Raw genomic sequence first — 22,740 nt, forward strand, 5'->3', positions numbered from 1 at the left:
CGCTCATGACCGACACCGAGGAGTTCCGCCCGCTGCAGGGAGTGCGTGTCATCGACTTCACGCGCCTGCTCGCGGGGCCGTACGCGACGATGACGCTCGCCGAGCTGGGCGCCGACGTCATCAAGGTCGAACAGCCGGGCATCGGTGACGAGACCCGGCATTGGGGTCCTCCGTTCGTGCACGGGGCCAGCGCCTACTTCCACGCCATCAACCGGGGCAAGCGCAGCATCGCGCTCGACCTCGCCGATCCGGCCGACCGAGAGGTCGCCCACGCGCTCATCGGCACTGCCGACGTCGTGGTCGAGAGCTTCCGGCCGGGTGTCGCCGACCGGCTCGGCATCGGTGCCGGCGAGATGTGCGAGAGATTCCCTCGTCTCGTCTACGCGTCGATCAGCGGCTTCTCCCAGACGGGCCCGCTCGCGGCCGAGCCGGGCACCGCGGTGACGGTCGAGGCGGAATCGGGTCTCATGCATGTCACGGGCTACGAGGGCGCCGACCCCGTGCGGTCCGGGGTGGCGATGGTCGACATCGCGACCGGGATGTCGATGATCAACGGGGTACTGGCAGCCCTCCTCGAACGCAGCCGCACGGGCACCGGCCGACGGCTCGAATTCTCGCTCTTCGCGACCGCGGTGAGCTCGCTCGGCACCGTGATCGCCGCGACGTCGGCGGGTGGTCCTCCGTCGAAGCCGTGGGGCAGCTCGCATCCGTCGATCGTGCCGTACCGTGCCTTCGCCGCGGCAGACGGACAGGTCGTGCTCGGCGCGACCAACGATGCGATGTTCGCGCGGCTGGTGACGGCGCTCGACCTCGGCGACGTGCTCGGCAGGCCGAGGTGGGCGGACAATCAGGCGCGCGTCGAGGGCCGCGACGAGCTCGAGGCGGTTGTCGGATCGCGGGTCGGATCCCTGGCTGTCGACACGGTGGTCTCGCGTCTGCAGGAGGCGAGGGTGCTCGTCGCCCGTGTGCGCACTCCCGAAGACGCCGCTCGCGGGCCGCAGTCCCGCGCGCTGGATCTGATCGAGCACGATGACGGTGTCTCGATCGCGCGCTCGGCACTCGGCACGAACGGCACGGTGCGTCTCGCCCGCGCCCCGCATCTCGACGCCGACGGGGCGGCGCTGCGTGACGAGCTCGCCTAGCCCGAGCCGAGAAGCCGCACCCGGCAGGCGAGTTCGACCGCGAAGCGCGCATCGGGGTCGCTCAGGTCGATGCCGAGCAGGTCGCGGATCCGACGCATCCGATACCCGACCCCGTTCGGGTGCAGCATCAGCTCCTTCCCGGCATGCACGAGCGAGCCCTCATGGGCGAGGTAGACGAGCAGAGTGCGCACCGACTGCAGGGCGCGCTCCGGGCCGAGGTCGTCGAGCGGACGCAGGATGTCGTGCAGCAGCTCGCGGCTGATCGGCGAGGCGTAGAGGTCGAGCAGCACCCGGCGCAGGCCCGTGACGTCCGTCAGCTCGACGCCGCCCACGCGCCCGGCGGCGATCGCCGACTCGGCGGCGATGCGCGCCTCGGCCGCCGACTGCCGCAGGCCCAGCGCGCCGAGCTGCGGAGTGCCGAGCCCGAGCGTGTACGCCCAGTCCGTTCCGGCGAGCTCGCGCGCCTGGCGCTGCACGAGCATGGCGACCTCGCGCACGCGCCGCTGGTGGTCGCCGGCACCGTGCTCCTCGGTGCACACGAGCATGAGGTCGTCCTGCAGGAACGCGACGTGCCACATCTCATCGCGGGCCTCGACGAGCTGCAGTGCGAACAGTTCGAGTGCCGGCTGCACGCTGCGCGGCGCACGGGCGTCGGGATCGCTCGGACGGGTCGGAGCGAGCCAGGCGACCGCGTGCGACTGCGAGAGCGGCAACCCGAGTCGGGCGGCCTGTGCGACGAAGCCCTCGGCGCGCGACGAGTCGGCGAGCACGAGTTCGACGAGCAGATCGGCTCGCGACTGGGTGGGGGCGTACCGATCGCGACTCTGCCTCTGGGCGACGCGCGAGAGCAGCGAGGCGATGACCGGCAGCGAGACCTCGGTCGCGCCGTCACTGCGTGCGGCGACGAGTCGGCCGATGGGTACCTCGCCGATGAAGACGGCATCGGCGTCGGTCCACGAGACGGATGCGTCGGCGTCGACCGTCAGCTCGGTGCCCAGTGCCCCACCGGCCGCCGCGAGGATGCTGTCGGTCGAGCTCCCCTCGGCGGCGGCCGTCTCGGTGGCGATCGTGATGGCGTGCGCACCCCGCATCATGGCCTCGGAAGCACCACCCGAGATCGCCCGATCGACGGTCTTGGCGAGGTCCGCAGCTCCCACGCCGGTCGCCGAGAAGACGGGGACTCCGCCGCGATCCGCGAGCACCCTGGCGGTCTCGGCGAGGGTGAGCGGTGCGGTGAAGACCAGGCCGGCAAGGTGGCGCGCGCTCGCCTGCCGGAGGGCGACGTCGATGCGGAACGGCGGAGGCTGCTCGTCGCCGCCGATGATCGCGAGCGTGCCGGTCGCCAGAGCGTCGAGCCGGTCGATCGCGGCAAGGTCGACGCGGACGACCTGACGATCGTCGACGGGGCCCGCATGCAGACGCAGACCGAGCCTGTCGGCGTCATCGCGCAGATCACGCAGAGAGTACTGTGCCATCGGCACAGTATGCCTCGAAACACTGGATGCGCGAAACATTGTCCGCCGTCGGAAGCATCCGTACGGTGAGACACATGGCCCAGACTTCATCCGCCGCACCTCCTGCGGCGCGGATCACCGAGATCACGGCAGACGACATCGCCGCGCTCGGCATCGGCACCGCGATCTTCGGCACCGGCGGCGGCGGCGCCGTGTACACCGCTCAGATCATGGTCGAGAATGCGCTCCGCGCACACGGTCCCGTCCCTCTGGTGACGGTCGACGACCTGGGAGCCGACGACGTCGTCATCCTGATGTCCGGCATCGGTGCTCCGACGGTCGGCATCGAGATGCTCTCCGCCACGGGCCAGATCCACGCGCTCCTCGCCGAGGCCGAGCAACTCCTCGGCCGCAAGGTCACCACCCTCATGGCGGCGGAGATCGGCGGCAGCAACGGCGTCCAGCCCATCGGCTGGGCCGCGCGACTCGGCCTGAAGGTGCTCGACGCAGACGGCATGGGACGTGCATTCCCCGACGCCGCGATGGTCGCCATGAACGTCGCCGGTGTCCCGTGCGACTGGGCGGTGCAGAGCGACGTCGTCGGCAACATCTCGGTGATGAAGACGATCGACCTGCACTGGCTCGAGCGGCACGCTCGCGCCCTCACCGTGGCGAGCGGTTCGATCTGCATCGGCGCGCACTATCCGATGACCGCCGAGACCGTGCGGGGCGCCGTGATTGAGGGCACCGTGAGCGCGGCCATCCGTGTCGGTCACGCCCTGATGTCATCGTCCGAGCCGGTCGCGGCCGTCGCCGCAGAGCTCGATGCCCGAGTGCTCATGACGGGCAAGATCACCGACCTCGACCGCCGCACCGTCGGCGGCTTCGTGCGCGGCTCGGTCACGATCACCGGCACAGGCGCCGATCGCGGACGCCTGCAGCGTCTCGAACTGCAGAACGAGAACCTCCTGGTGCTCGAAGACGGCGAGGTGCTGGTGAGCGTCCCCGACCTCATCACGATTATCGACGCCGAGACCGGCCACGCCATCACGACCGAGATGCTCCGTTTCGGACAGCGCGTCTCGGTGCTCGCCTGGGCCTGCGATCCGATCTGGCGCACCCCCAGGGGGCTTCAGCTGGCGGGCCCGGCCGCCTTCGGATACGACCTGCCCTATGTCCCCTTCGAAGGAGTGTCCCGATGACCGCCCGTGATCTCTCGATCGGCGTCGACGTCGGCGGCACCAACACCGACGCCGTCGTGCTCGACGGCGAGGGGCGCGTGCTCGCCTGGACCAAGAGGGCCACGACCGACGACATCACCGGCGGCATCCGCGCCGGCATCAGCGATGTGCTGGCCGCGATCGGCGACGACCGCTCCCGCGTCTCCCGGGTCATGCTGGGCACCACCCATGCGACCAACGCGATCGTGCAGCGTCGCCAGCTCGACCGGGTCGCCATGATCCGCCTCGGTGCACCGGCTGCGACCGAGTACCCGCCGCTCACCGGCTGGCCGGACGACCTCGTGCGCATGGTGCTGGCCGGCTCGGCGATGCTCGGCGGCGGCCACATGGTCGACGGCACCCCCATCTCGCCGCTCGATCGCGACGGCATCCTGCGTTTCGTCGACGGACTCGGCCACTTCGACGCGATCGCCGTCGCCGGCATCTTCAGTCCGTCATCGCCCGAGCAGGAGCTCGAGGTCGCCGAGCTGCTGCGCGGCCATCTCGGCCAGGACGCGCGGGTCTTCCTGAGTCAGGACATCGGCCCCACCGGGCTGCTCGAGCGCGAGAACGCGACCCTGCTCAACGCGGCGCTGTACAGCGTCGCCCGTTCGGTGACCGAGGCGCTCGTCACCGTCGTCGCCGAGGAGGGGCTCGACGCGACCACCTTCTTCGCGCAGAACGACGGCACGCTGATGTCGCTGGACTATGCGGCGCAGTATCCCGTGCTGACCATCGGCTCCGGCCCCGCGAACTCCATCCGCGGTGCCGCCTACCTCTCCGGACACGACGACGCGATCGTGATCGACGTGGGAGGCACGACCTCTGACCTCGGGGTGGTCGTCGGCGGCTTCCCCCGTGAGTCGACGCTGCCGCGCGAGATCGGCGGCGTGCGCACGAACTTCCGGATGCCGGACATCCTCAGCGTCGGCATCGGCGGAGGCACGGTCATCGACGTCGCCTCCGGTCGGGTCGGCCCCGACTCGGTCGGATACCGCATCGACAGGGAGGGGCTGCTGTTCGGCGGGTCCACTCCCACGCTGACGGACGCGGCGGCGCTGGCCGGAAGCCCGGTCGCCGGTCGCACTCTCCCGCCGCTGAGCTCGTCGGTGACCGAGGCCCTCGAGAGGGCGCTCGCCGTCGTCGCAGACCGACTGGAGGAGGCCGTCGAACGACTCTCCCTCGGCCGGATGGACATTCCGCTCGTCGTGGTCGGCGGTGGCGGGTTCCTCGTCCCCGACCGGCTCGCGAGCGCGGGCAGCATCCTGCGCCCCGATCACGGCGGCGTCGCCAATGCGGTCGGTGCGGCCATCTCGCTCGCCGGCGGCAGGGCCGACCAGATGGCACCGATGGGCGACCGTGAGGCCGCCATCGAACAGGCATCCGAGGCCGCGATCGCGAAGGCGATCCAGGCCGGAGCCGACCCGCTGCAGGTCTCGGTCGTCGAAGTCCTCGAGACCCACGTGCCCTACACGACACTGCCCACCGTGAACGTGACGGTCAAAGCCGCAGGGCCGCTCGCGCGGCTGTCGGCCGAGGTGCCCGTCCGCTGATCGACCGCTCCACAGCATCACCCCCACCCGAAATCAGGAGATCGCTATGAAACGCAGTACCGCAGTACCCGTGGCCGCCGCTCTCTCCGTCCTCGCGCTGACGCTGACGTCGTGCGCGGGCTCGACCGACGCGAACGGAGCCCCCGCCGAGGGTGACTTCGTCTCGGGTGGCACCTTCGTCACCGCCGTGAACGACGATCCGGGCGACCTCAACCCGATGAAGGCGATCTCCCCCGACACCTGGGGCGTCGTGAGCCTCGCCTACGAGTCGCTGATCTCGGTCACGCCCGACGGCGAGTTCGAGCCGTGGCTCGCCGAGAGCTGGGAGGAGACGGGCACGGAGGTCGTCTTCACCCTCAAAGACGGCATCACCTGCGCCGACGGATCGGAGTTCACCGCCCAGACCGTCGCCGACAACCTGAACTACAACGCCGACCCGGCGAACGCGACGTTCTCGTACGGCTCGGTGATCGACGAGAACGTCTCGGCGGTCGCCGACGGCAGCACCGTCACGGTGACGAGCACCGTGAACTCGCCGTTCCTCGCGGTCAACGCCGGCACCATCCTGATGGTCTGCGACGCCGGTCTCGCCGACCCGACCGCGCTGTCGGACACCACCGACGGCACGGGACTCTTCGGGCTGAGCGACGTCAAGCCGGGGGACACCTACACGTTCACCAAGCGCGACGACTACACGTGGGGTCCTGACGACGTCACCAGCGAGACCGAGGGGCTGCCCGACACGATCGAAGCCCGCGTCGTCACCGACGAGAGCACGGCGGCGAACCTGCTGGTCTCGGGAGAGATCAACGCCGCGACGATCTCGGGCGCCGACCGTGCCCGTCTCGACGCGGCCGGACTCACCCATGTGGGTGTGCGCAATCCGGTCGGCATGATGCTCTTCAACGAGAAGGAGGGGCGCCCGTTCGCCGATCCGCTCGTGCGCGAGGCCCTGTCGATCTCGATCGATCGCGACGAGGTCGGCACGGTCATCGCCGACGGCGAGGGTCTCGATCCCGTCTCGCTCATCACCAAGACGCCGCTGCTGTGCGTGGCCGACGGTCCGAAGTGGGAGATGCCGGACACCGACGTCGACCGCGCGGGCGAGCTGCTCGATGAGGCCGGATGGATGCTCGAGTCCGACGGCCTGCGCTACAAGGACGGCGAGCCGCTGACTGTCAAGTTCGTCTACAACGCCCCGACCTCGACGCACGCCCCCGCGGCGGAGCTCGTGAAGGAGACCTGGGACGCCCTGGGCGTGACGACCGAGCTCGCCGCGAACGATGCCGCCGCCTGGTCGGAGCAGCTCTGGTCGACGTTCGACTGGGACACCGGATGGATCCAGGTCGCCCCGGGTGGGCCCCTCGTGCTGTCGACGTTCTTCAACGGTGCCATGCCCACCGACGGCGGACTGAACTTCATGTGGGTCGACAACCCCGAGTACTCGGCGCTCGTCGACGAGGCCTCCAGCGCCAGCCCGGAGGACACGTGCGGCATCTGGCAGGATGCCGAGGCCGAGCTCATGGACCGGTTCGACGTCTTCCCGGTGACCGACAACATCCTGCCCACCTATCAGTCCGGCGCGGTCTTCGACCAGCCGAACTACATCCAGCCCACCTCGATCCGGATGCTGGGCTGACATGACGACGACTCCTCCTCCCGCGACCGCCGAGGTGGTCGAGGCGACCACGGCCGCCCTGGCGGCGCGGGTGGAGGAGCGCCGCCTGCGCCGGGGGTTGTCGCCGCGCACCGCGTTCCTGATCCGCCGCCTCGGACGCCTCGTCATCTCCCTGGCCGTGGTGATCGTCGCCTCCTTCCTGCTCATGTACCTCGTGCCCGGTGACCCCGTGCGTGCGGCCCTGGGGCAGAGCGCGACACCGCAGCTCGTCGAGGCGACGAGAGCGCAGCTCGGGCTCGACCGACCGATGTGGGAGCAGTTCTTCCGTTTCATCGGGGGGCTCTTCACCGGTGACCTCGGCACGTCGGTGCGACTGCAGCGACCCGTGGCCGACGTCATCGCACAGCGCTTCCCGACTACACTGCTGCTCGCGGTCCTCGCGTTCGTCATCGCCGTGGTCGCCGCTCTGCCCGCCGGCATCGGGGCAGCGGTGCTCGCCAGGTCCGGTCGCCGTCGTGGCCTCTCGATCACGCTCTCCGCAGTGCTCGGCATCCTCATCGCCGTGCCGAGCTTCCTGCTGGCGGTGGCTCTGATCTCGCTCTTCGCCGTGCAGCTCGGATGGCTGCCCGCAGCCGGGTGGGGTCAGCCGGCGGACGCCGTGCTGCCGGTCATCGCCCTCGCGATCGGACCGATGGCATACCTCGTGCGCATCGTGCAGGTCGAGATGCTCGCGGTGCTCGACACGACCTACATGACCACCGCCCGAGCCAAGCGCCTGCCGCGGCGACTGGTGTACCTGCGGCACGTGCTGCCGAACATTGTGACCGCGTCGCTCACCGTCGGAGGCCTGATCCTCGCCGGCCTCACGGCGGCGACCGTGCTCATCGAGACGGTGTTCGCCATTCCCGGGCTCGGCACGATCATGGTGTCGTCGGTCGGCGCGAAGGACTATCCGATGGTGCAGGGCGTGGTCATCGTCTACGCGCTCATCGTGCTCGGTGTGAACCTCGTCGTCGACGTGATCCTCGCCACCATGGATCCGCGCTCGTCGATCACGGAGGGCTGAGACATGTCCGTGCGCAAGAAGCTTCTGACCCCCACCACGATCGCGGCCCTGGTCGGCAGTGCGCTGCTGCTCTTCCTCGCCCTCGCGGGCCCCGCGATCTGGGGTCCGGCCGCCGATACCACCGACATCTCGTCGCGTCTGCTGGGTGCGAGCGCGGCCCATCCGTTCGGCACCGACGAGCTGGGTCGCGACATCCTGGCCAGGGTGCTCACGGCGACCAGGCTCACTCTGCTGCTCACCCTGGGCTCGACGCTGATCGCCCTCGCGGGTGGCGTCGTCTTCGGGCTCGTGGCCAGCATCCTCCCGAAGCATCCGCGCCGCATGTTCACGGGCCTCCTCGACATCCTGCTCGCCTTCCCCTGGCTGCTCATGGTCCTCTTCTTCACCGTGATCTGGGGCGCGACGGCCACGGGCGCGATGCTCGCCATCGGCTTCGCCGGCGTGCCGTCGTTCGCCCGCCTCGTCTACAACCTCGCGTCGTCGGTGTCTGGTCGGGACTACGTGCGCGCCGCACGTGTCGTCGGCGTGGGGCCGGTTGGCATCCTGCTGCGGCACGTCCTGCCGAACATCGCGAACCCGTTCTTCGTCAACGCGGCCGCCACGGCGAGCGTCACGCTGCTCTCGTTCGCGGGGCTCTCGTTCCTCGGACTAGGCGTGCAGGCGCCTGCCTACGACTGGGGTCGGATGCTGCAGGAGGGCATTCTGCGCATCTACATCAACCCTCTCGCCGCGGTCGGCCCCGGTATCGCGATCGTGCTCGCCGGTCTCGTCTTCACCCTGCTGAGCGAGGCCGTCGCCGGAACGCGCGGTGCCGGGTTCCGTGCCGTCGCCGCACGGGCCACGGGGGCCGTGACACTCGCCTCCCGCCGCCGAGGTGCGATCAGGGACTCCTCGGCGTCCACCGCAGACGTCGTCGCCGAGATCACCGACCTGCGCATCGCCTTCGGCACCGCCGACGGCGGCGTCGTCGAACGGGTCCGAGGCGTGGATCTGCGGATAGCGCGCGGCGAGATCGTCGGCATCGTCGGCGAATCCGGTTCCGGGAAGTCGCTCACCGCGATGGCGCTCGCCGGACTCCTCGGTGATGACGCCGTCATCACGACGGCATCCCATCGCTTCGACGACGTCGACATGACCCGGGCGCTCACGGCATCGGATCGCGCCCGACTGGGAGTCGAGCTGGGCATGGTCTTCCAGGATCCGCTCACCTCTCTCAACCCGGCCCTCACCATCGGCCGCCAGCTCACAGAGGTCCCCGAGGTGCACATGGGGCTGCGGCCGCGAGAGGCGCGCGCTCGTGCGGCCGACGCGCTGACCGCCGTCGGCATCCCGGATGCGGCCTCGCGACTGAGCCAGTACCCGCACGAGTTCTCCGGCGGCATGCGTCAGCGGGCGATGATCGGCATGGCGCTCACCGGCGCACCGAGGCTGATCATCGCGGACGAACCGACCACTGCGCTCGACGTCACCGTGCAGCGTCAGGTGATGGGCGTGCTGCACCGCGCGCAGGAGGAGACAGGGGCGGCGATCGTCTTCATCTCGCACGACATCGCCCTGGTCTCGGCGTTCTGTGATCGGGTGATCGTCATGAAGGACGGACGCATGGTCGAGACCCTCGACGCCGAGCGCATCCGCGAGGACGCGCAACATCCGTACACGAAGGCTCTCATCGCCTGCCTGCCCGACATGACCAGCGACCGCACGCAGCCGCTGCCGGTGATCCCGCCGGAGCTCGTGCCCGAGGCGCTCGACGATGCCCGGCAGGCCGGTGCGGGTCAGCAGACAGGGACCCCCGCCCACGACCAGGAGGTACCGGTGTGAACGCGCTCGAGATCACGGACCTCTCGGTCCGCTACGGCCGCACCCGCGTGGTCGAATCGGTGAGTCTGACGGTCCCGAAGGGTCGCACCGTGGGACTAGTCGGCGAATCCGGGTCTGGCAAGAGCACGATCGCCGCAGCCACGGTCGGACTCGTCCGCCCCGAATCCGGATCGATCCGCGTCGACGGGATCGAGACCGTCGGCGGGGGTTCCGCCGCCCGCCGAGCGCGCCGACGCATGCAGCTCGTCTTCCAGGACCCGTTCTCCGCCCTCGATCCGCTCATGCCCATCGGCGATTCGATCGCCGAGGCGCTGCGTTCGACCGGGCGGCGCTGGACCCGTGACGAGCGCATCGCCCGGGTGCGCGGACTCCTCGCCCAGGTGCATGTCGACCCCGACCGCGCGGGCGAGCGTCCCGGTGCGTTCTCGGGGGGCCAGCGGCAGCGGGTCACGATCGCACGCGCGCTCGCCGGTGAGCCCTCGGTGCTCATCGCCGACGAGGTGACCAGCGCACTCGACGTGTCGGTGCAGGGCGCGATCCTCAATCTGCTGCGCGAAGTGCAGCAGGAGCTCGACCTGTCGATGCTCTTCATCTCGCACAACCTCGCGGTCGTGCGATACATCAGTGACGAGGTGTGCGTGATGCGTCACGGCAGGCTCGTCGAGGCGGGAGCGACCGAGGCTCTGCTCGCTCACCCCGCCGACCCCTATACGCAGGACCTGCTCGATGCGGTTCCTGTCCTCGGAGAGAGGATGCAGTTCTGATGGGTTCCCAGTTCGACACGGACTTCGAGGTCGCCGCCGAGGAGCTTCGCGACCGCCTGCTCGCGGTGCGGCGGGAGCTGCACGAGGTCGTGGAGATCGGTCTCGACCTTCCGCGGACGCAGCAGATCCTGCTGCGCGAGCTCGAGGGGCTCGGTCTCGAGATCGCCACCGGCTCATCCCTCTCGTCGGTGACGGCGGTTCTGCGCGGTGGACGCCCGGGGCCCGTGGTGCTGCTGCGCGGTGACATGGACGGTCTGCCGATCACCGAGGCAACGGGCCTGCCGTTCGCCTCGACGTCGGGCGCGATGCACGCGTGCGGCCATGACCTGCACATGGCGGGGGTCCTCGGAGCGGTGCGGCTGCTGGTCGATCGACGCGAGGAGCTTCCCGGCACGGTCGTCTTCATGTTCCAGCCCGGCGAGGAGGGGCAGGCCGGTGGGCGCATCATGATCGAGGAGGGCGTGCTCGACGCGGCGGGCGAACGCCCGGTCGCCGCCTACGCGATCCACGTCGACAGTGCGACACCGCGCGGTCAGCTCGTGACCCGAGAGGGAGCGATGATGGCGAGCGCCAGCGCGTTGCGGCTCACCCTGCACGGGACCGGCGGCCATGCCGCCTTCCCGCAGCTGGGCATCGATCCTGTGCCCGTGGCCGCACAGCTGATCCTCGCGGTGCAGACGTTCGCCGCCCGCCGCCTTCCGGCGACCGACCAGGCCGTGATCTCGATCACGCGTCTCAGTAGCGATTCCGAGGCGAGCAACGTGCTCGCCGCAACCGTGAGCCTCGAGGCGAACATCCGCACCCTCTCGACGGCGACGCTCGACACCGTGCGCGAACAGCTCCCCGCGCTGCTCGCCGGCATCGCCGAAGCGAACGGATGCCGGTTGGATGCCGAGTTCATCGCCTCCTACCCGGTCACCTACAACGACCCCGCCGAGACGCGCGAGGTGCTGGCCGTGCTCGATGAGCTCGTCGGAGTCGAGCGCGTGACCCGGCTCGAGGCCCCGTCGATGGCATCGGAGGACTTCTCGTACGTGCTGCAGGAGGTGCCGGGAGTACTGGTCTTCGTCGGCGCGGCGCCGGACTCCGGCCCGATGCCTCTGCATTCCGAGCGTGCGGTCTTCGACGACGCGGTGCTGCCGCTGCAGGCATCCGTGCTCGCAGAGCTGGCCTGGCGTCGCCTCGCCCGCGGCTGAGGGTCCGTCGGCTCCGCGTTCGTCGCGCCCTACTGCTGTGTCGTTACGAGCCATAGCATGCAGCTGATTTTGTTCGCTGCGGACATGGTCCGGGCGGGGCCGCCGCTGTCAGGCTGGCTCGATCCGGAGTCAGCGCAGACACCGGTGGAAGGGAAACAATGACCTCGGCATCGACCACGACGCAGCAAGCGCCCTCGGCGGCACCGTCGCAGATCCGCACGATCGTCGCGTCCAGCGTCGTCGGCACCACCGTCGAGTGGTTCGACTTCTTCGCCTACTCGACGGCAGCGGCACTCATCCTCAACGGCCTCTTCTTCCCCGATTACGACCCGCTGGTCGGCACGATCCTCGCCTTCGGCGGCATCGCGGTCGGGTACTTCGGCCGGCCCCTGGGATCGATCGTGTTCGGGCATTTCGGTGATCGCATCGGGCGCAAGCGGATGCTCGTCATCTCGCTCGTGCTCATGGGCATCGCCACCTTCCTCATCGGTCTCCTGCCGACCTACGCGGCGATCGGGGTCGCAGCGCCGATCCTGCTCATGGTGCTGCGGTTCGTGCAGGGCTTCGCCCTCGGCGGCGAGTGGGGTGGGGCGGTCCTGCTCGTCGTCGAGCACGCCGAGCCTCGGCGTCGCGCGTTCCTCGGCAGCTTCCCGCAGGTCGGCCTCGCGCTCGGTCTGACGCTGTCGACGCTCGTGTTCCTGCCGCTCGTGGCGCTTCCGGGTGACGCATTCGCGGCCTGGGGGTGGCGGGTGCCGTTCCTGATCAGCGCGGTGCTGGTGCTGGTGGGACTCTTCATCCGCCTCAAGATCAGCGAGACACCCGAGTTCGAGAAGATGCGCGACGCCGGCAAGGCGGCGCGGGTTCCGCTGTGGGAGACGCTGCGGACGCATCCTGCACAGGTGATCCTCGCGGCCCTCAGCTTCGCGGTCATCGGAGCCGTCTTCTACATGCTCTTCACGTTCAGCCTCACCTACGGCACCCAGTTCGTGGGTCACACCCAGCCCGAGATGCTGACGATCGCCACGATCTGCTCGGTGCTGGCACTGGGCGGGCTTCCGCTGGCGGGCCGCCTGGCCGATCGCTTCGGGGTCGCGAAGGTCTTCGCCATCGGGACCGTCGTGTCGGTGCTGCTCGCATTCCCCGCCTTCTGGCTAATCGACACGGGCAGTCTCGCCGCGGCCTACGTCGCCTACATCGCCACGACGATCGGCTTCTGCGCCACCTACGGCACGCTCGGCGTGCTGTACGCGCAGTCGTTCGACGTGCGCATCCGGTACACGGGCATGTCTCTCGCCCTCGGGATCGGGACGATCGTCGGTTCAGCCTTCGTGCCGATGATCTATCTCGAGCTGCTCGCCGTGTTCGGCGGCTCCTGGGCGATCTCCCTCTACATCGTGGTCGCCGGCCTCGTCACCCTCGTATCCGCGACCCTGCTCCACCGCACCACGCGGCGAGCCGCTCAGCGTGCCGCCGCCGACCCCACCCCGGAAGGAACCGCTCGATGATCGACGACACCACGCGTGCTCTGCTCAACAGCCTCGGAGGAGTGGATGCCGGGCCAGGCTCGCTCGCCGGGGTGGTGGTGGTCGATGTGACCAGGGTGGTCGCCGGTCCGTACTGCTCGATGATCCTGGCCGACCTCGGGGCCACCGTCATCAAAGTCGAGAACCCCGACGACCCGGACTACACCCGAACGTTCCCGCCGCTGCTGCCGCGGGAGGGCGAGGAGCCTCTGAGCGGCTTCTTCGCACAGTTCAACCGCAACAAGCTCGGGGTGACCCTGGACCTCAAGAGCCCCGGTGCCGCAGAGGTGCTCGATCGGCTCGTGGCGCGGGCCGACGTGCTGGTCGAGAACTTCCGCCCCGGCACCATGGACCGCCTCGGGCACGGATACGAGCGGCTGCGGACGGTGAACCCGCGTCTGGTCTACGCGGCACTCAGCGGCTACGGGCAGTCGGGGCCGTACCGGCTGCGCCCCGCGTATGACAACAGCGCCCAGGCCACCGGCGGACTGTGGTCGATGAACGGCGAGGCGGGCGGGGCGCCGACCCGTGTCGGCACGATCATCGGCGACCTCGCCGCCAGTCTCTACGGCGTGATCGGCATCCTCGCCGCGCTCCGCCACGCCGAGCAGACCGGCGAGGGCCAGCTCGTCGACATCTCGCAGCAGGACTCGGTGCTCACTCTCACCGAGAACGCCGTCGTGGCCTACACGGCCGACGGCGTGGTGCCGAAGCCCCTCGGCAACGAGCATCCGTTCGTGCGGCCTTACGAGCTGTTCCCCTGCCGCGACGGGTTCGTGTTCTTCGGCGGATACACCGACAAGTTCTGGCGGATCTCGTGCGAGACGTTCGGCACTGCCGGTGACTGGGATGAGAACCCCGACCTGCACGCCATGGCGACCCGCTTCGATGCGGACGTCTACCGAGAGCGGGTCCGCCCCATGGTGGTGCGGTGGTTCGCCGATCGCACCAAGGCCGAGCTCGAGACTCTGGCCGGCGATCTCGTGCCGCTCAGCGCCGTCAAGGACATCGGCGAGGTGGTCGAGGACCCGCAGATCGCCGCCCGGGGCATGATCGTCGACACCGAGTATCCCGGCCACGGGTCGCTCCGCACCTTCGGGTCGCCGGTCAAGCTCGATCGCACGCCTCCGCACACGGCAGGCCTCGCACCCGACAAAGGGCAGCACACCGCCGCGGTGCTGAGCGACTTCCTCGGATTCTCGGTCGACGAGGTCGAGGCGCTGCGCACCGGAGGCGCGATCTGATGGGCATCCGTCTCGATCGCACCGACCGTATCGGCGTCATCACGATCGACCGGCCCGAGAAGCTCAACGCGCTGACGCTGGCGATGTACGACGACCTCGGCGCCGCGTTCGCCGAGGTCCGCGACGATCCCCGCATCGCGGTCGCCGTGCTCACCGGCGCCGGTGACCGCGCCTTCTGCGTCGGCGCCGACCTGGGCGAATCCATCCCGGCGCTCACCGAGGAGCGCTTCGACATCAGCGAATGGGACGCCGCACACCAGAAGCACTCGACGCTCGAGAAGCCGGTGATCGCCGCGATCAACGGGCTCTGCCTCGGTGGAGGGTTCGAGATCATGCTGTCGACCGACATCCGCCTCGCCTCCGCCGATGCCGAGTTCGCGCTGCCGGAGACCGGTGTGGGCGTGGTGCCCGCGGGCGGCACTCTCGTGCGCCTGCTCCGTCAGATCCCTTACGCGTTCGCGATGGACCTGATGCTCCGCGGAACACGGATCGACGCCGAGATGGCCCTGAGGTACGGGCTCGTCAACCGCGTCGTGCCGGCTGCCTCCCTGCACGACGAGGCGATGGGCGTCGCCGAAGAGCTGATAACGAAGAGCAGCACCGCGCTCGCCACGGTCAAGCGGGCGGTCCGCGCACTGGCCGATCTGCCCGAAGGCGAGGCATTCCGGCTCGAGGCGCGGCTGGGGCAGCAGGCGTTCGCCAGTGATGACGCGCGCGAAGGCCTGGCGGCGTTCGCCGAGCGCCGGGCGCCCGTGTTCCCCTCCGGTGAGGCGGCGGCGCCCGGCGCCGGGATTCCGTTCTCGTAGACTGCGGAGACCCCGATGTCCGCTGCCCGAGGAGGCTCGTTGGCTGAGAACCGCGCGACTCCGTCCGCGCTGCTGCGCGAGGTCGTGGCTGCGACGCGTGCAGAGCCCGGCGAGCGCACGACGGCGCTCGCGCAACTGCTCGCCGAGGCCGACCTCGCCGCCACAGAGGTCGAGGAGCTGCTCGGCGTGGTGCGCGAGTCGCAGCAGGTGACTGCGCGCCTGCGCCGGCGGACGGTCGAGCTCGAGGCGCTCTTCTCGACGGCGCGTGAGCTGGTTCGGCTGCAGGACGTGACCGATGTGCTCAGGCGACTCGTCGACCGCGCGCACGAACTCATGGGCACCGACGTCACCTACCTCTCAGAGGTCGACAACGCGCGCGGTGACCTGCGAGTGAGATATTCGGCAGGCACGGTGACGCCCGAGTTCCGTGACCTGCTCGTGCCCGCCGGGTTCGGCCTGGCGAGCTTGGTCGCGAGCGCGCGGGAGCCGGCGTGGGTGCGGGAGTACACGCACATGGCCGATGCTCCCCACGATCCTGGAATCGACGGAGCGGTCGCACGCGAGGGGCTGGTCTCGTTCCTCGGCGTGCCGTTGGCCGTCGGCGACGAGGTGCTCGGGGCGCTGTTCGCCTGCAACCGCTTCGCGCACGACTTCACTCCCGACGAGGTGCTGCTGCTCTCGGCGTTCGCCGACCATGCAGCCTCCGTGCTGCGCAGCGCTCGGGTGCTGGCCGAGAGCGCTGCCGCTCGCGCCCATGCCGAGGGCGCGTACCGAGAGCTCGAACGTCATCTCGCCGCGACCCAGATCGTGAGCGGCATCCACGAAGAACTCACGGCTGCCGTCGTCTCGGGGGCGACGCTGATCGATCTCGTCGGCACCGTGTCTGACCGACTCGAGCGTCGCGTGCGCGCGGTCGATGAGGCCGGGCATCCTCTCGGCACGGCGACCGACGACCGAGCCGGTCTGCCGCGGCGCCGGCCGCTCGTCGATGCGATCCGCCGGAGCCGGACGAGCGGTCACGCCGTGTCGATCGACGCCGACGGGCGTCGCTGGTTGGTCGTGGCGATCCTCGGGGTCGACCGGGTGCTCGGAGCCATGGTCGCCGCCGACGACGACCCCCTTCTCGATGACATCGCGCGCCCCACGCTCGAACGAGCCGCGCATGTGGCTGCGCTCGTGACGTTCAAACGCGATGCCGTCTCGGCGATCCGCGCCGAGCGCCGAGCGAGATTGCTCGTCGACCTGCTCGACGGTGTGCTCGACGCCTCCGCTCTGACTGCCGAGGGGGTGGGCACCCTCGTGGCGTGCGCCGCGATCGACGTGCGCGGCAGCGACGCGGCGTTGATCGTCGCGGCCGAGGCCGTCGGGGACGACGGCCTCGTGTCATCCCGCGAGCACGGGCTGATCGTGGCCTGGACGCACGCGGATGCCGAGGTGGCGACCGAGCGTGTGCGGCGAGTGCTCGCCGATCGACTGGGTGAGCCCGAGGTGACGGCGGTCGTCGGGACGCTCGTCGACGGGATCGCCCCGTTGCGGTCGTCGGCCGCCCGGGTGATGCGTGATCTGCGGTTCCTCATCCCTCTCGGCATCCGCGGCGCGACGGTGCGATCGGCCGACTTCGCGCCGTACCATGCGCTCACCTCCGGCGACCCCGAGGCGGCCGCCGCGTTCGTCGACGGGGTGCTGGGGCCGGTGCGCGACTGGGATGATCGCCGCGGCACCGCTCTCGTCGAGACCCTCGGCGCCTACTTCGACAGCGCCGAGAGCCGGCAGGCGGCCGCCTCGGCGCTGCGGGTGCACACCAACACCGTGCAGCAGCGCCTCGAACGCATCTGGATTCTGCTCGAAGGTGATCCCGATGATGCGGAGTTCCGCTTCCGTCTGCAGGCCGCCGTGCGCCTCGAGCGTCTGCGCCGCGCCCTGCTCGCCCAGGAACCGCACGGCCCCGCCTAGGAGCGCGACCCGGTCGTCTCTTCAGCGGGGGTGGGCGCATCCGTCCGCTGCAGGGTCTCGGGCAGCACCGCGATCCCGATGAGGCCGATCACGCTCAGGCCCACGAGATAGCCGGCGACGAGCCACGGTGCTCCACCGGCGACGCCGACGAGAGCCGTCGCGACGAGCGGTGCCGTGCCGCCGACGAGCGCCGCAGGGATCTCACGGGAGATCGCGATGCCGCTCCAGCGCATGCGGGTCGGGAAGAGTTCCGCCAGCATCGCCGCGCTCACGCCGATCGTCGCACCCTGCACGATCGCGAGCCCGAGGACCAGGCCGAGGGCGACGAGAACGGAGTTCTCCGTCTCGAAGAGTATGAACATCGGGAACGCGAAGGCGATCGCGAAGATCGCCGCACCGAGGAGCACCGGCTTGCGTCCGATTCGATCGGCGAGACGTCCGAATCCGAGGGTCGCCGGGATGGTCAGCAGCTCGGCGACGATGAGACCGATGAGCGCGTGCGTCGGGTTCACCGACAGCGTTCCGGTCGTGTACGAGATCGAGAAGGTCTGCACGACGTACACCCACGGCAGTGCGAACACGAACAGTGCCATGCCGGCGAGGAGGGTGCGCCAGTGCGAGCGCACTGCGGTGACCAGCGGAGCCCGCGACACTTCTCCGTCGCGCTCCGCGGCCTCGAACGCGGCGGTCTCCTTCACCCGCAGGCGGAAGTAGAGGGCGAAGGCGACGATGACGATGCTGGCGATGAACGGGATGCGCCAGCCCCATGCCTGGAACTGTTCGACCGGCAGCAGGCTGATGAGCGCGAAGGTGGCGGTGGCCAGTGCCATGCCGACGTAGACGGATGCGCCGGGGAACCCCGCGATGAACGCCCGGTTGCGGGTGTCGGCCGATTCGCTGGCCATGGTCATGGCGCCGGCGAACTCCGCACCGGCGCCGGCGCCCTGGAACAGCCGCAGGACGATCAGGCAGATCGGGGCCCAGATGCCGATGGTCTCGGCCGTGGGCAGAAGGCCGATCATGGTCGTGGCGATCCCCATCATCAGCAGGGTCGCGAGCAGGGTGCCCTTGCGGCCGATGCGGTCTCCGAAGTGCGCGAAGATCAGCCCTCCGATGGGCCGCGCGCCGAAGCCGACCGCGAAGGTGGCGAACGCGCCGAGCAGGCCGGCGAAGTCACCGCCGCCCGGGAAGAAGAGGGGTGCGAACACGAGCGCCGACGCCAGCCCGTAGAGCGTGAAGTCGTACCACTCGATGATGGTTCCGACAGAGCTTCCGATCACCGCGCGACGGCGTTGCGCGCGAGGGTCCAGTCCTGGTCGGTCGATGTCGTCAGCGATGTCGATGTCCATGGCACTCCTGTGTGTCGAGGTGGCGGCGCGCGCGCCGACGGGTCTCCGTCGGCGCGCGAATCTCCCTCAGGCTAGGCAGGACGCCCGCGTCGGGTTCATGTGCGCCGGGCACATGATCGACTGCTCGGAATGAGTGAAGGGCCTATGCGATGGTGAGGCGAACGCCCGCAAGCTCTTCGAGCTGCTCCCACACGCTCTGAGCGAGCCCCGCAGGAGGAGTGCGGGTGCGCGCCGAGGGCTCGACCCGCACGGGCAGTCCGTGCAGTCGCCCGGCGGGGGAGTAGTACTCACCGCCCTGCGCTGCGGGATCCGTGAGCGCGCGGACAGCTGCCCAGGCGGCGGTGTCCTTGCCCTGCGCCCATGGTGTGTAGGGATTGCGCTGGTACGGCGTCGACGCATCGCGGATGCCGGCTCGCTCGGGGGTCTTGGCGTCGACGCCCACTCCGGGCCGCACGACGAGCGAAGCGACAGGAAGGGCCGCGCCCCGCAGGCGGCGATCGAGTTCGAAGGCGAACACCTCGGTCACCGTCTTCGCCTTGGTGTACGCGGCGATGGCGGTGCGCGGGGTCGCCCTGACGTCACGCACGTCGACTCGGAACTGCGACACGAAGCCGGTCGACGTGTGCACGATGCGGCTTGCGGAGCCCTCCGCCTCTCCGGTGGCGATCAAGGAGGGCAGGATGCCGGCGAGCAGCCGGACGTTCGAGATCACGTGCGTTCCGAGGATCGGGGGGAGGCCGTCGGTCGTGGGTGCACCGCGCCATCCGGTCATGGCGCCGCCGTTGAGGAGCACGCCGTCGAGGCGGGGGAGCGCGCTCAGCTCGTCCGCCGCGCGAGAGACGGAATCGAGGGAGGCGAGGTCGATCACGACGCTCCGCACGGAGGCTCCGGGCACCTGGTCGCGGATGGATGCCTCGGCGAGGCGCAGCTTCGACTCGGACCGCGACGCGAGCACGACCTCCGCGCCCGCCGCGGCGAGTTGCTCGGCGGCGAAGTAGCCGATGCCCGCGGTCGCCCCCGTGACGACGATCGTGCGTCCGGTCCGGTCGGGAAGACGGTCGGGATTCCAGTTCAATTCTGACCTCGTTCTCTAAGTGGATCATCTATCCGCTTAGACGCTAGCATAAACGGAATAGCTATCCGCTTGTGCTGCTAGGATCAGATCATGGGACAGCTACGGGCGGATGCGGCGCGCAGCCGGGCGCGGATCCTCGACGCCGCGCGTGCTCGACCCTCGGGAAGCCTCCGGCTGAACGACGTCGCGCGCGACGCCGGGCTCGGCGTCGGCACGGTGTACCGCCACTTCCCATCGGTGCACGCGCTCACCGAGGCGCTCGCGGTCGAGACGCTTGAGCGCATGGTCGCGATCGCCCGGGCGGCGGCCGAGAATCCGGACACCGAAAGCGCTCTGGCCACGTTCCTCGGCGAAGCGCTGGCGCTGCAACTGCAGGATGGTGGCCTTCAGGCCGTGCTGCTCTCACCCGACGATGAGGAGCAGTCCGTGCGCGACATGAAGATCGAGATCTTCGCCGCGTTCGAGAGCGTGCTCCAGCGAGCCCGCGAGGCGAAGCTCATCCGACCCGACCTGTCCATCGCGCAGCTCGAGCACCTCGTGTGCGGCATCGAGCACGCAGTGCGCATCGGAGAGCCGGAAGACAGGCAGCTCTTCCTCGACGTCATGCTCGCCGGCATCCGCCCGACGGTCTAGAGCCTGCTCGCCCCCACGACGGCCCCCACGCGCGGCACCCCGGCATACCCCGGTCGGATGAACCACGAGGGCAGCGCTCGCCGCAGGTGACTCGGGCCCGTCGTCGCCGCGTCTTCCGCGAGCAGCAGCGTCGTCCACTCGATGTCGCCGCGCCAGAATCGGGTCAGGGAGCGCAGTGAGCAGCGCACCTCGATCGCGACCTCGTAACCGGGGTCGGCGTCGCACACGTCGGCATCCCCGTCGTGGATGACCAGCCACCACCGGCGCCGCGCCGGACTCGCATCCGTGAAGTGCAGTGCGATCACCGTGCGCGCATCGGGAACGGTCTCGTGGTCGATGTTGCGGTGCATGTCCCAGAGCAGCAGCTTCGGGTCGAGATCGGCGTCGCCGAGTTCGCCGATCCACCGAACGCCCCAGGCTGAGAGCTGTTCGACGACGGGCCGCAGCTCGGCGCCCGCCGGGGTGAGCACGTAGCGGACGTCGGTGCCCTGGGCGATGCGCTCGATCAGTCCCGCGCGCTGCAGCTGGTCGAGCCGATGAGACAGCAGCGTGGGCGACATGCGGGGGAGGCCCCGACGCAGGTCGTTGAAGTGCTCGGTGCCGAGCAGCAGCTCGCGAAGGAGGAGCATCGTCCACCGCTCGTCCAGCAGCTCCATCGCCTTGGCGACGGGGCAGAACTGGTAATAGGGGGCGCCCACGAGCCTCACGATAGACCCGGTACAGATCCGATACTAGAGCGGTCTGTGCGGGCTTCGTAGCGTGAGGATCACAAGGCAGAGGAGCCCATCATGAACAGCACGACAGACCTTCAGACCGATGCGGATCGCGCGTTGAAGGCGAAGCACAGGATCGTCTGGGCGCTCGGCGACTACGCCGCCGTCGCGCGTGAGGTGATCCCCGAACTCGGCAGGGTCATCGTCGCCGAGAGCGGCGTCGGACCCGGCGACCGGGTGCTCGATGTCGGCGCCGGCACGGGCAACGCCTCGATCGAGGCCGCGCGGACGGGAGCATCCGTCATCGCCAGCGATCTCACCCCCGAACTGCTCGAGATCGGACGTGCCGATGCCGCGCGTAAGGGCGTGGAGCTCACCTTCGAAGAAGCGGATACCGAGGCGCTGCCCTATGCCGACGACTCGTTCGACGCGGTGCTCTCGTGCGTCGGCGTCATGTTCGCACCGCACCACGAGGTCGCGGCCCGCGAGCTGACCCGGGTCGTGCGCCCGGGTGGCCGTCTGGCGCTGATCAACTGGACCCCCGAGGGTTTCATCGGTCAGCTGTTCGCCACGCTGAAGCAGTTCGTCCCCGCACCTCCCGCAGGAGTGCAGCCGCCGCCGCTCTGGGGCAGTGAGAACCACGTGCGCGACCTTCTCGGCGATCGCGTGACCGATCTGACGATGGAGCATCGGCGGCTGTCGGTCGACAGGTTCGCGTCGGGGGCTGCGTTCCGGGACTTCTTCCGGGACTTCTACGGACCCACAGCGGCGGCCTACCACGGGATCGGCGACGACGACGAGCGGCGCGGCGAGCTGGACGACGCTCTGGCCGCGCTCGGCGACCGACACCTGGACGGCGGCGCGATGGATTGGGAGTACCTGCTGGTGACCGCGACCGTGAAGTGAGCGCCGCACGGGGGGCGCGCCGAGTGCGTCAGCCGAGTGGGTTGTCCGCCAGCTTGCGGACGACGCCGCCCTCGACCAGCCGGTGCGCCGCGGTGTGGGGCTTGCGTGCGGCCTGGTCGACGACGCCGGTGCCGAACTCCTGAGCGAGGTCGAGACGCGGGTACACGTCGAGCACCTCGCCGATGAAGGTCTCGGGAAGCACATCGGGTCGAGCGCCGGAGATGTCGAGACCGGTCGCGATCTCTAGCAGGTATCCCTCGATGTCGAGGTCGGGATCGACGGCCGGCCAGTTGTGGCGCACGATCACCTCGAGCGCACGCTGACCCCGGTGCTCGTCCCATCCGGCACCGCGGGTGAGCGCGACCGCCACGTGCCCACCGGACTCCTCATAGGAGCGGAAGACGTTGTCGAACTCGGGCACCAGGCCGATGTCGTGCAGCACGGCGGCGACGTAGAGGAGTTCGTGGTCGATGTGCGTCCGATCTTCGATGACCGCGAATGCCTCGGCCCACAGCCACGACCGCAGCACGTGATTCAGCATGGTCGGTGAGTGGTACTGCGTGGCGAGCGAGAGAGCGGCGCGGGCCGCCGCCGAGTCCGGCTGCACGAACGAGGCGAGTGTCAGGTGGTCGGGCGTCGCGTTCTCACTCATGCCGGTCAGCGTATCGCTGAGGCCGCTCACGACGAGAACGGCGGATGACACT

The 22,740-nt window shown here is 69.8% G+C and carries 19 protein-coding genes; 14 read left to right on the forward strand and 5 right to left on the reverse strand.

Annotation, left to right across the window (positions count from 1 at the left end):
* Window positions 1–5: 5 nt before the first annotated feature.
* Entirely contained in the window at window positions 6–1,142 is a 1,137-nt protein-coding gene (locus tag ACQ4LY_RS06440) for a CaiB/BaiF CoA transferase family protein (RefSeq protein WP_431075192.1), read from the forward strand.
* On the opposite strand, the gene ACQ4LY_RS06445 is transcribed toward ACQ4LY_RS06440, so the two are convergent.
* Window positions 1,139–2,617 carry a PucR family transcriptional regulator gene (locus ACQ4LY_RS06445; protein ID WP_431075193.1) on the reverse strand — a complete coding sequence of 493 codons (1,479 nt, stop codon included), beginning with the start codon at window positions 2,615–2,617 and terminating at the stop codon, window positions 1,139–1,141. The genes ACQ4LY_RS06440 and ACQ4LY_RS06445 overlap by 4 nt on opposite strands.
* Before the next feature lie 74 nt (window positions 2,618–2,691).
* Here ACQ4LY_RS06445 and ACQ4LY_RS06450 point away from each other — a divergent pair, with 74 nt between their 5' ends.
* From ACQ4LY_RS06450 to ACQ4LY_RS06500, 11 genes are all read left to right on the forward strand, one after another.
* Entirely contained in the window at window positions 2,692–3,798 is a 1,107-nt protein-coding gene (locus ACQ4LY_RS06450) for a DUF917 domain-containing protein (protein WP_431075194.1), read from the forward strand.
* On the forward strand, window positions 3,795–5,369 hold the full coding sequence (locus ACQ4LY_RS06455; RefSeq protein WP_431075195.1) for a hydantoinase/oxoprolinase N-terminal domain-containing protein: 1,575 nt from the start codon (window positions 3,795–3,797) through the stop codon (window positions 5,367–5,369). The genes ACQ4LY_RS06450 and ACQ4LY_RS06455 overlap by 4 nt, the downstream gene beginning before the upstream one ends.
* Window positions 5,370–5,415: 46 nt before the next feature.
* On the forward strand, window positions 5,416–7,008 hold the full coding sequence (locus ACQ4LY_RS06460; protein WP_431075196.1) for an ABC transporter substrate-binding protein: 1,593 nt from the start codon (window positions 5,416–5,418) through the stop codon (window positions 7,006–7,008).
* 1 nt (window position 7,009) lies between these two features.
* Complete coding sequence (locus tag ACQ4LY_RS06465; RefSeq protein WP_431075197.1) at window positions 7,010–8,053, forward strand: ABC transporter permease; 1,044 nt, start codon at window positions 7,010–7,012, stop codon at window positions 8,051–8,053.
* A 3-nt stretch (window positions 8,054–8,056) separates the two neighbouring features.
* Complete coding sequence (locus ACQ4LY_RS06470; protein ID WP_431075198.1) at window positions 8,057–9,874, forward strand: dipeptide/oligopeptide/nickel ABC transporter permease/ATP-binding protein; 1,818 nt, start codon at window positions 8,057–8,059, stop codon at window positions 9,872–9,874.
* Window positions 9,871–10,638 carry an ABC transporter ATP-binding protein gene (locus ACQ4LY_RS06475; protein WP_431075199.1) on the forward strand — a complete coding sequence of 256 codons (768 nt, stop codon included), beginning with the start codon at window positions 9,871–9,873 and terminating at the stop codon, window positions 10,636–10,638. The genes ACQ4LY_RS06470 and ACQ4LY_RS06475 overlap by 4 nt, the downstream gene beginning before the upstream one ends.
* Window positions 10,638–11,834 (forward strand): M20 metallopeptidase family protein, encoded by a 1,197-nt coding sequence (locus ACQ4LY_RS06480; protein ID WP_431075200.1) that lies wholly within the window; start codon window positions 10,638–10,640, stop codon window positions 11,832–11,834. The genes ACQ4LY_RS06475 and ACQ4LY_RS06480 overlap by 1 nt, the downstream gene beginning before the upstream one ends.
* 158 nt (window positions 11,835–11,992) lie before the next feature.
* Window positions 11,993–13,339 carry an MFS transporter gene (locus tag ACQ4LY_RS06485; protein WP_431075201.1) on the forward strand — a complete coding sequence of 449 codons (1,347 nt, stop codon included), beginning with the start codon at window positions 11,993–11,995 and terminating at the stop codon, window positions 13,337–13,339.
* Window positions 13,336–14,601, forward strand: coding sequence for a CaiB/BaiF CoA transferase family protein (locus tag ACQ4LY_RS06490; RefSeq protein WP_431075202.1), 1,266 nt, complete (start codon window positions 13,336–13,338; stop codon window positions 14,599–14,601). The genes ACQ4LY_RS06485 and ACQ4LY_RS06490 overlap by 4 nt, the downstream gene beginning before the upstream one ends.
* The gene (locus ACQ4LY_RS06495; RefSeq protein ID WP_431075203.1) at window positions 14,601–15,407 is read left to right on the forward strand and encodes an enoyl-CoA hydratase/isomerase family protein; all 807 of its coding nucleotides are present in this window, start codon (window positions 14,601–14,603) and stop codon (window positions 15,405–15,407) included. Before ACQ4LY_RS06490 ends, ACQ4LY_RS06495 begins: the two co-directional genes overlap by 1 nt.
* A 39-nt stretch (window positions 15,408–15,446) precedes the next feature.
* Window positions 15,447–17,360 carry a helix-turn-helix domain-containing protein gene (locus ACQ4LY_RS06500; protein ID WP_431075204.1) on the forward strand — a complete coding sequence of 638 codons (1,914 nt, stop codon included), beginning with the start codon at window positions 15,447–15,449 and terminating at the stop codon, window positions 17,358–17,360.
* Here ACQ4LY_RS06500 and ACQ4LY_RS06505 read toward each other — a convergent pair.
* Both ACQ4LY_RS06505 and ACQ4LY_RS06510 read right to left on the reverse strand, forming a co-directional pair.
* Entirely contained in the window at window positions 17,357–18,709 is a 1,353-nt protein-coding gene (locus ACQ4LY_RS06505) for an MFS transporter (RefSeq protein WP_431075205.1), read from the reverse strand. The two genes, ACQ4LY_RS06500 and ACQ4LY_RS06505, sit on opposite strands and share 4 nt — an antisense overlap.
* A 142-nt stretch (window positions 18,710–18,851) precedes the next feature.
* On the reverse strand, window positions 18,852–19,784 hold the full coding sequence (locus tag ACQ4LY_RS06510) for an SDR family NAD(P)-dependent oxidoreductase (RefSeq protein ID WP_431075206.1): 933 nt from the start codon (window positions 19,782–19,784) through the stop codon (window positions 18,852–18,854).
* 90 nt (window positions 19,785–19,874) lie between these two features.
* Between ACQ4LY_RS06510 and ACQ4LY_RS06515 the strand changes: the two genes are divergently transcribed.
* Complete coding sequence (locus ACQ4LY_RS06515; protein ID WP_431075207.1) at window positions 19,875–20,417, forward strand: TetR/AcrR family transcriptional regulator; 543 nt, start codon at window positions 19,875–19,877, stop codon at window positions 20,415–20,417.
* Here ACQ4LY_RS06515 and ACQ4LY_RS06520 read toward each other — a convergent pair.
* Entirely contained in the window at window positions 20,414–21,115 is a 702-nt protein-coding gene (locus ACQ4LY_RS06520) for a winged helix-turn-helix transcriptional regulator (protein WP_431075208.1), read from the reverse strand. The two genes, ACQ4LY_RS06515 and ACQ4LY_RS06520, sit on opposite strands and share 4 nt — an antisense overlap.
* A gap of 90 nt (window positions 21,116–21,205) precedes the next feature.
* Between ACQ4LY_RS06520 and ACQ4LY_RS06525 the strand changes: the two genes are divergently transcribed.
* A complete protein-coding gene (locus ACQ4LY_RS06525; protein WP_431075209.1) occupies window positions 21,206–22,036 on the forward strand; it encodes a class I SAM-dependent methyltransferase in 831 nt (276 codons plus the stop codon).
* A gap of 28 nt (window positions 22,037–22,064) precedes the next feature.
* Here ACQ4LY_RS06525 and ACQ4LY_RS06530 read toward each other — a convergent pair whose 3' ends face one another.
* Window positions 22,065–22,688: an HD domain-containing protein gene (locus ACQ4LY_RS06530; RefSeq protein ID WP_431075210.1), complete on the reverse strand. Its 624-nt coding sequence runs from the start codon at window positions 22,686–22,688 to the stop codon at window positions 22,065–22,067.
* Between the last annotated feature and the right edge of the window lie 52 nt (window positions 22,689–22,740).

The sequence above is a fragment of the Microbacterium phyllosphaerae genome (assembly GCF_050628115.1).
Taxonomy (GTDB): domain Bacteria; phylum Actinomycetota; class Actinomycetes; order Actinomycetales; family Microbacteriaceae; genus Microbacterium; species Microbacterium phyllosphaerae_A.